This window comes from uncultured Veillonella sp. (assembly GCF_963551295.1).
Taxonomy (GTDB): Bacteria; Bacillota; Negativicutes; order Veillonellales; family Veillonellaceae; genus Veillonella.
Genome location: NZ_CAUVFT010000021.1, coordinates 26973 through 36419 on the forward strand (window position 1 = coordinate 26973; position 9447 = coordinate 36419).

10 protein-coding genes are annotated in these 9447 nt (G+C 32.0%); all 10 read left to right on the plus strand.

Annotated features, from left to right (window positions below):
• The first annotated feature begins 298 nt into the window (after nucleotides 1-298).
• Complete coding sequence (locus RYO55_RS06840; protein ID WP_302498032.1) at nucleotides 299-1102, plus strand: DUF3100 domain-containing protein; 804 nt, start codon at nucleotides 299-301, stop codon at nucleotides 1100-1102.
• A complete protein-coding gene (locus RYO55_RS06845; protein WP_302498031.1) occupies nucleotides 1095-1556 on the plus strand; it encodes a hypothetical protein in 462 nt (153 codons plus the stop codon). Before RYO55_RS06840 ends, RYO55_RS06845 begins: the two co-directional genes overlap by 8 nt.
• Nucleotides 1557-1562: 6 nt before the next feature.
• Nucleotides 1563-2882, plus strand: coding sequence for an amidohydrolase (locus RYO55_RS06850; protein WP_314984790.1), 1320 nt, complete (start codon nucleotides 1563-1565; stop codon nucleotides 2880-2882).
• 516 nt (nucleotides 2883-3398) lie between these two features.
• A complete protein-coding gene (locus tag RYO55_RS06855) occupies nucleotides 3399-3857 on the plus strand; it encodes a hypothetical protein (protein ID WP_314984779.1) in 459 nt (152 codons plus the stop codon).
• A gap of 1112 nt (nucleotides 3858-4969) precedes the next feature.
• Nucleotides 4970-5422, plus strand: a complete 453-nt coding sequence (locus RYO55_RS06860) for a hypothetical protein (protein WP_314984781.1) — start codon at nucleotides 4970-4972, stop codon at nucleotides 5420-5422.
• A 558-nt stretch (nucleotides 5423-5980) separates the two neighbouring features.
• The gene (locus RYO55_RS06865; RefSeq protein WP_314984783.1) at nucleotides 5981-6283 is read left to right on the plus strand and encodes a hypothetical protein; all 303 of its coding nucleotides are present in this window, start codon (nucleotides 5981-5983) and stop codon (nucleotides 6281-6283) included.
• Between the two features lie 342 nt (nucleotides 6284-6625).
• Nucleotides 6626-7063, plus strand: coding sequence for a hypothetical protein (locus RYO55_RS06870; protein ID WP_314984785.1), 438 nt, complete (start codon nucleotides 6626-6628; stop codon nucleotides 7061-7063).
• Nucleotides 7064-7073: 10 nt separating this feature from the next.
• On the plus strand, nucleotides 7074-7661 hold the full coding sequence (locus RYO55_RS06875) for a hypothetical protein (protein ID WP_314984786.1): 588 nt from the start codon (nucleotides 7074-7076) through the stop codon (nucleotides 7659-7661).
• A gap of 355 nt (nucleotides 7662-8016) precedes the next feature.
• Entirely contained in the window at nucleotides 8017-8892 is an 876-nt protein-coding gene (gene glyQ, locus RYO55_RS06880; RefSeq protein ID WP_021148183.1) for a glycine--tRNA ligase subunit alpha, read from the plus strand.
• A gap of 1 nt (nucleotide 8893) precedes the next feature.
• On the plus strand, nucleotides 8894-9447 hold a 554-nt coding region (locus RYO55_RS06885; RefSeq protein ID WP_314984788.1), incomplete at its 3' end, for a glycine--tRNA ligase subunit beta.

Here is a 9447-nt window from a genome sequence, read left to right on the forward strand (position 1 = left end):
TGAACTATTAGATTGTGTTTCAAGAATAAAATAAAATTATAAACCACCTATTTTTAGTAGGTGGTTTATGATTTTATATAATGACTTGGTCAATTAAATTTCAAAGTATAATATTCTTTTATTCAAAAAAATTTAATTATAAATACTTACTTAATGAAGTATTATGAGGGTATTAAAGTTATCTTTAAGTATAAAATAGATGGTTCTACACATAGATGACATATGAAGTTGACTCTATAAATACAGATTATATATAATTAAATAATATTTATATTATATATTTTTATGGGAGGTCATTATGCAGCTTTTGGGTAATCTCAAAATCCACTTTTTAGCGCTCGTATTAACCGTAGTCGCTGAATATGTGGGCATCAAGAAGTTAGGTCCTGTTGTATTGTTACCATTATTGTACACATTGATTCTAGGTTTATTAATTTCTATTCCTAAGTTTAAGATTCTTACAATTAAACAAATGGAAAAATCCGCTGATTATATCGGTATTGCCGTTATGATCTTGATGGTAAAAGTAGGTCTTGGTATCGGTCCTAATCTCGGTATTCTTACAAGTGCAGGTTGGGCATTATTACTACAAGAACTTGGTCACTTCTTTGGTACTATCATCTTCGGTTTACCAGTAGCATTATTAGTTGGCATGCGCCGTGAAGCCGTTGGTGCTTGTTATTCTGTAGACCGTGAGCCTAATGTAGCGATTATCATCGATAAGTTCGGTTTTAGCTCTCCAGAAGGCCGTGGTGTTATGGGTATGTACATCTGTGGCGTTCTTATCGGCGCTATGTGGTCTTCTGTATTGGCTGGTATGTTAGCGCAATCTGGCTGGTTCCATCCATTGGCTCTTGCTATGGGTGCTGGTGTAGGTAGTGCTAGTATGATGGCCGCTGCTACAGCGCCTATCGTTGCGGTGTACCCTGAGTTTGAACAACAAATTATGGCTCTCGCTGGGGCAGCAAACTTGTTGACTACCGTATTAGGCGTATACTTCGGTCTATTTATTTCCTTACCAGTAATGGAAAAAGCTTATAACTTCTTTACAGGCCGTACCCGTGAACAAGATTTAGCAGAGGAGGCAGCACGTCATGAGTAAAAGCGAAAAATTAACACAATTTGTCATCGTTATCTGTATTGCTGCTATCATTACTGCAGTAGGTAACGTAATGGATGGTAAACATCTATTTAGTGATAGCTTGGTAGGGGTTGCAATCTTAGCAGGCCTTGCTACAATCGGTGCTATGATTTCTTTTTTACCATATGCGAATAAATTACCAATGGTATTCTGGGTTTCCTTAGTTGGTGTTATCGCATCTTTACCAGGTATGCCTGGCCAAGAATGGATCATTGCTAAAACTAGTCAAGTTACGTTCCTTGCAACAACAACACCTGTACTTGCTTATGCAGGTTTATCCTTAGGTAAAGACCTTGGTGCATTCCGTCGCTTGTCTTGGCGTATTATCCCTGTTGCCTTAGCAGTAACAGCAGGTACTTTCATCTGTGCAACAGCATTAGCACAATTCGTACTTCATTTAGAAGGTTTAATTTAGGAGCTGATTAGCCGTATGACAAAGGAAGAAGTAAAACAAAGGGTTTGTGAGGCTATCGTTGCGGCACAACCACGTTTACGTGAAATAGCTGAGTCCATTATGGCTGAGCCTGAACTCGGTTACAAAGAGGTAAAGACATCTAAGAAAGTACGGGATATGTTTGATGAGCTCGGCATTTCTTATACTACTGAACACGCTCTTACTGGCGTAAAAGGTCGTATGAAAGGTCGTGATAGCAAATATACAGTTGCTATGATCGGTGAACTGGATGCCATTCTTTGTCCGCGGCATCCTCGTGCTGATGATTTAACGGGGGCAGCACATTGCTGTGGCCACAATATTCAAATTACAAATATGTTTGCTGTCGCTATGGGCCTACAAGCTGTGATGGATCAACTCGCTGGGGATGTCGTATTATTTGCTGTCCCTGCAGAGGAAATGATTGAAATTGATTATCGCAATAAATTGCGTGAGCAAGGAAAACTCAAGTATATGGGTGGTAAGCAACAACTTATCTATGAAGGTGCTTTCGACGATATTGATATGGCGATGCAAATGCATGTGGAGACAGCCAAAACTCCAGCTGGTGAAATGGGGCTTGGTAGTACCTCTAATGGTTTTGTATCTAAACTGATTGAATATCACGGCAAGGTAGCTCATGCGGCGCAAGCACCTCATGAAGGAATCAATGCTCTTAATGCTGCTTTGATGGGTGTAATGGGGGTTAACTCTATTCGTGAAACTTTCAAAGAAAGCGATTATTTCAGATTCCACCCAATCATTAATCAAGGCGGTACATTGGTAAACTGTGTGCCTGATTATGTTCAAGTTGAAAGTTACGTGCGTGCCTCTAATATTGAAGCTATTGTAGATGGTAATCATCGTGTAAATCGGGCCTTAAAAGCCGGTGGTGATGCAGTAGGGGCCACTTGTGTTATTAACGATTTGCCAGGTTACTTACCGATGAGAAACGATGCTCGTATGAATGAAATGTTACGCCAAAACTCTAATCCACTATTTGGTGAAGAAAATGTATTCCAAGGGGAGCATATGACTGCTAGTACTGATATGGGCGACGTATCTCATTTGATGCCTGTTATCCATCCTTGGGTTGGTTGTATTAATGGTGTACTGCACAGCGCAGAATATGAAATCTCTGTACCTGATGTAGCATATATCAAAACAGCACAAGCATTGGCTATGACAATCGTAGATTTACTATACGATGATGCTGCAGGTGCTAAAGATGTATTAGATAACTTTACACCAGCATTAAACAAACAAAGCTATATTGAACTCTTAGATCGTATTGCTAAGGGTGAATAAAATAAACCACCTATCGAAGATACATTGATTATCTTTGGTAGGTGGTTTACAATTTATTTATATAATTTTTTATTAGTAAGATAATTCAATAGACTGGTGTTAAACGATTGTTAAATGAGCATCCTCAATACGTTGATATTCTTAGTATTCGATCACGTGAATTGTTTATATTGTATATATGTAGCACAATTATGATTGTATTTATATTATATTTTTTAAATAAGATTTATTTTTATATTTAAGGGATTACTAAAATGACTACTATAAAAAATTATTTTTCTATGCATTTGCATTATTTAATTTAATTTCTCTTATATATAGTATGGGGTATGATTATATGAACGGTGCCGAAATCCATTATGATTTCTATGGAGCATTCTTTGTTTGTTGGTTAATATTCTTTGGTATATTGAAAGCAATTCTAGGCATATAAATGGTGTAAGTTCAAAAAAACTTTACAATATAAAGTAATTAATATACCTTTCGTATTTACATTAGACGAATTAAGGAGTTTTTATGCCCATTAGAAAGCTTATAAAGATAACTTGTACAGTAGTTTTATCGTTACTAGTAATTATTCTACTTTTTGTTGGAATTAGAATATACGAATATCAAATATTTATATCCTCTCTCGTAGATTATGGCAAACATACAGGTCTGAATAAAAATATGACTGGTTTTACTACGGATTTTCCCTATATATACTCTAATGGAGATTTCGGTATAGTTGTTGTTAACGTATTACCCTATGGAACAGTACGAATTATTCCAAATTATAAAGGCTTTAGTAAAACATTTGAATCTCCAGGAGATGGTAATTTAGAGTCTTTGCAAAGAGCATATGGGGATAAACTTATAATTTTAGAGAGTATTGATCAATTTTCAGATGATGAAAGAAAGATTATATCTGAGATAACTAAGAAGGACTCCAAACCAAGATATGATCGTGATACTTGGGTTACTAGATCTTACTGATTTATGGAATGTAAACTTTATAGATTAGCTTTGTAACTAAGTATTTTATCTGAGTCTAATTATTTCTAACTATATCGAGGATTAAGCCTATTAAATTTATATAACATTCTTTTACGAAAATCATTTAATATAGAATAAATCTTATCAAGTAATGATATAAACATTAAGAATAAGTTAAGAGAATAGGTAAGTATATTCTTAAATAAATTTGGAGAATAAGTTATGTTTGAGATAGTAACAATTTTAGGGCTCATATATTTGCTATATCGTATTAGATTCTTTTATAACAGGGTAATTAGAATCAGGTATAAGGTTTTGTTTCTATAGCAATTTTCATAATAACAGTTTTGGTTTTGAAACAATTATATGATTATAAATATATTACTTTTGAAGTGTATTATAATAATTCACTTGTAGTTGGACTACTTTTTTATCTATTAGTTATTGGGGTTATTATATATAAATATAGATATGCAGATAATAAGGTTCAAAAAAAGATCTAATTAAAACTTTTATATTAGCTAACTTGCCTATTCTAATCTTGGGGTTCTTATTCTTTCTTATTTTTTAATACAAGATAATAAATTTAGTATATAATCCTTGTAAAAATATTACGACAGATTAAGAAGTAAAAAATGAGGTGTAATAGAATCAATGAAATTAATATATTATTTTGCTATTATGTCCTTGTTTTTAGCATTTGCCTATAGTGTAATTCAATATATCCAAAGATCTAATAAGGACATAAATGAAAAATATAGACTGATTAGTTTTGGTATATTTTTATTTGTGCTTTTTACAGATTTAAAGTTCTTAGATACCTTAAATAAAGAATTTAAGTACCTAATTGAGTTTTTATTGTTATCATTTAGTACATACATGTTTTCACTAATTTTTAAAAATAGTGATAATAAATGGACTTATTATTTATTTTCTCTATTTACTATATTGTTATTTTTAATGGCTATTTTATTCTCAATCTAACTTCATATTAATCAAACATGGGTTATTAGTGTATTTATATATTCTGTATATTAAAAATATAATAAGACTGATTGTATGATGAGGATATTAGTATGGCTTTTATAATGAAAGAAATTGGATAATCATATATGAATGTAAAAATTGTTAAGTTATTAAATTTAATAAGGTTTAGAATAATTGGAACAATTTTTTTAGCAATTACTATAACAGGTAATGCCATTGAGGCGACTGCACCGAATGTAGACTATAGGTTTATTATCCCTATATTAGTTATGGGTGGCGTGCTATTAATACCATTAATTCGTGGCCGTCGTATTGTTGGTCGGATATATAGAAGAGGGATAAATCAGTATAATTCGAGATTAATTGTATGTGTATTATTTATTTTGGGATTTCACAATAAATTAGTTGGTATACCTATCGTGAAAAAGAGTATTTATGGTTGGTTATTTTTGGGATTTTGGGTTATAGGTTCTATTATTACTTTTATATGGATGTATTCAAATAATGTTTCTATATGGATATTATGCATTTTTATGATCATAGCTATTTATAAAATACTAAAGTCATTATATAGTTAGGGCGTTGTCAATTTATTTGAATAGAACATTCTATATTTTAATATGATTTAACATGACTGTTATTTTATATAAGAGTTATTTAAAGCTAGTCATGAGATAAGTCTGCTAAATGATAAATAAGTTTGATTATACTTTTGGAGTAGTATTATTTATTTTGGTTTGGGATCTTCGTGCGTATTATAAAAATGTATTACAACGAAATTTAACTCGTAAGCAGTAAGAATGGATAAATAATATGCGATACCCACATTTATATAAATTTACAAATTTAGTAAGTATAGTGGCTGGAGTTGTTTTTTTAATATTCTATATGTTTTTTAATTTTGGATATGCTTATTTTTATCCATTAGGTGCAGTCCTAGTAATTCATTTTTTTAAAGATTTTATTAGAAATATCTAGAAAAAGAAATCTAGTACATATAAAGATGGGCGTAATGAAAATTATATATACATAATTGGAATCGTATTTATCTTATGGATTATATTTCATTAATTTAATAATGCTATTAAATTAAACTTTTATTTTATGGTTGTAATATCTCCTTAGAAAGCAGACGAATGGAAAAACAAATAGCAGCTATATTTTCTCTCTTAAGTTTTAACTATCTTATGTTTAAATATTGGGGTACATGGAAAGTAACTTTTTTAGCATTAATTGGAAACTATTTCTTTATATGTATTTTTATAAAATCATATATTGGTTTACCTAAAATCATTGAGGATTTTAATGTAATTTTTATATTCGGAATATGTGTTTTAGGTGCTTATAATTTATGGCGAAAAAGTAAAGCAGGAACACTAACTGAGTATGAAAAAAGAGGATGGTTTTTGATGCGTATTTTTCATCATTATTTATCTTAGCTGTATTAGTATTTGCTTTAATATTTATATTTATGGAGTATATTTATGGGATATATATAGTGTAATGATATATTGAGTTCTAATCTGGAGATTAAATAGTAGAAATATTACTTCTGAAAATAATAATAGTCTTCGTGATAAAATTAGTAATTTTGGGGTTGGTAAATTTCCTAATTTTAGGTATTTTTATAGAAAAGAGATCTCTATACTTGAGCGATTAAATAACTTGTAATATTAATATCACAATAATGATAATTTTAAGTTGATATTTTTTATATTTTCTTAAATTTAAAATATTATTTTGTAGTTTGATAGATGATAGTTAAAGTTTTGAGGATATTTATGGATAAATTAAAAAAGATAGAATCTGAATTAATTTCATTGCAGTATGCTGATGAACAAATGTTGGAGTTTTTAGTTACTGACTTAGGTAGTAGAGCTGTTTTAGTTGCAGAAACATTTTATCTAGAGTTCAAGTATTGCACTCTAATTAATATAGATAATGACTTATTAAACAATCTTTTTTTACCTAGATTTAAAACTGGTAAATCTAGTCTTTTTATTCAAGACATTTCTATAGAGACTAAAGACGTTCGATCTAGAGGCGTTTTAAAAAATAGACATGTTGATAAAGGTTATGCTACGGCAATGGGCTATGAGTTTATAATTAATTTTACGTTTATGGATATAGTTATCAACTGTTTAGATGTCAACATAGTGAAGAAAAAAGATTTAGAAAGAGATATTGAGTCATTAATAAATTATAATGAAATAGAATAGTGTAGAAATTATGATTAATCATATAAATAAAAAGAGTTTAGATATACTTGTAGGGATAATAAATCAACAGATTGATAATATTTTTTCTCAAAAATCATTTTTATTTACTCCAGATAGAAGTCAAAAAAAATTAGATGAGAATAATGATAATATGATATATATAGAAATTAAGGATTCATATATTGAGATTGTTAATGACTATATAGAAACTGAAGAGTATGATGAATATCCTAATTTTGAAGTAAAACGTTGTATTAGAATGAGTGAAGATACAGATTACCATCAAATAGTTTCAAATAATATTAATGGAATCATAGAACAGATTTGCATTGTTAATGATGAGTTTACTACATTTTATTCAGATGAAATAAATAGTATTGATATAGCTATTAAGATTACTATTTCTGGCCATGATTACTATATTATTGCTTGGGACGCGATTCAAGGTAATTTAAGTTTTATTGATAAAAGTGTAATTTGTGAGGAAGATTTTTACGTTATAAGAAATCAGATATCTAAATTTTGGATAAATAAAGATATAGATTTAAGATACTTTTATAGAAAAGAAATACCTATTAGCGATAGAATACTTAATTAATATATTTAGTAACTTATAGCTGTATATAGAATTAATGAGTTAACAATATATTTAATTTGACATCTATTGTCCTGTATTGCTACAATATTGTGTATAATATATGCGATGAAGCAGAGTAGTAAACCTCTCTAGCGAGTGAGGATGGTGTAAGCTCACATTTGGTTGAAGGCGCTGTAGAGCATTGGCAGGAACGCAGGTGTCTGTTAGTAAAGGCCAACATAGAAAAAAGAGGGCGCAAGCCAAATAGGGTGGAACCGCGGGTATACTCGTCCCTGTAACGTTTTTCGTTACAGGGACTTTTTTGTTTGTAACGAAATGGTTGATTTTATGTCGGTTGTGTAAAGTGGAGGCAGCAATGACATTTCAAGAGATTATTTTAAATTTACAAAAATTCTGGAGCGATCAAGGTTGTATCGTTCAAAATCCATATGACATAGAAAAAGGTGCAGGTACAATGAATCCTGCTACATTCTTACATGCTATTGGTCCTGAACCATGGGCTGTATGTTATGTAGAGCCTTCTCGTCGTCCAGCAGACGGTCGTTATGGCGATAACCCTAACCGTTTGTTCCAACATCATCAATTCCAAGTTATCGTAAAACCATCTCCAGATAACATCCAAGAATTGTACTTACAATCTTTGGCTGCATTGGGTATTCATGCTGAAGATCACGATATCCGTTTCGTAGAGGATAACTGGGAATCTCCAACATTGGGTGCTTGGGGTCTTGGTTGGGAAGTATGGCTCGACGGTATGGAAGTAACTCAGTTCACATATTTCCAACAAGTTGGTTCCATCGACTGTAAACCAGTTTCCGTTGAAATTACATACGGTTTAGAACGTTTGGCTATGTACATTCAAGGTGTAGAAAATGTATATGATCTTAAATGGAATGAAAATGTTACATATGGTGACGTTTGGCATGCTAACGAAGTTGAACAATCCGTATATAACTTTGAATTAGCTGATACAGATATGCTTTTCAAATTATTTGATATGTACGAAGCAGAAGCAAAACGCGTTTGTGCAGCCGGTTATGTATTACCAGCTTACGACTATGTATTGAAATGTTCCCACACATTCAACTTGCTTGATTCCCGTGGTGCTATTTCCATCAGTGAACGTACTGCTTTCATCGGCCGCGTACGTGCATTAGCTCGTATTTGTGCACAACAATACCTTGCTAAACGCGAAGAATTAGGTTTCCCACTTTTGAAAGGAGATAAATAAGATGGCAAAGGATTTATTATTTGAAATCGGTGCAGAAGAAATTCCTGCCGGCTTTATGCCAAATATCTTAGGTCAATTGAAACAATTGGCTGAAACAAAATTAAATGATGCCCATCTTCCTTTTGAAAGCATCACAACATACGGTACACCACGTCGTTTGGCTCTTATCGTGAAAGGTATTGCTGACGCATCTGCTGAAATTAGCGAACGTCATAAAGGACCTTCTGCGTCCATCGCATACGATGCTGACGGTAATGCTACTAAAGCGGCTATTGGCTTTGCTCGTGGTAAAGGTCTTGATGTAACGGATCTCGTTGTAGAAGACGGCTATATTTACGCTGAGACTAAAACTGTAGGGGTTCCGGCAAAAGATATCGTCACAGACATGCTGCCACAACTGATTACAGGTCTTAACTTTCCTAAATCCATGCATTGGGGCAACTTAGATGCTAAATTCGTACGTCCTGTACGTTGGCTTGTAGCATTACTTGATGAAGAAGTAATTCCTGTAGAATTTGCTACTGTTAAATCTGGTAATGTAACACGTGGTCATCG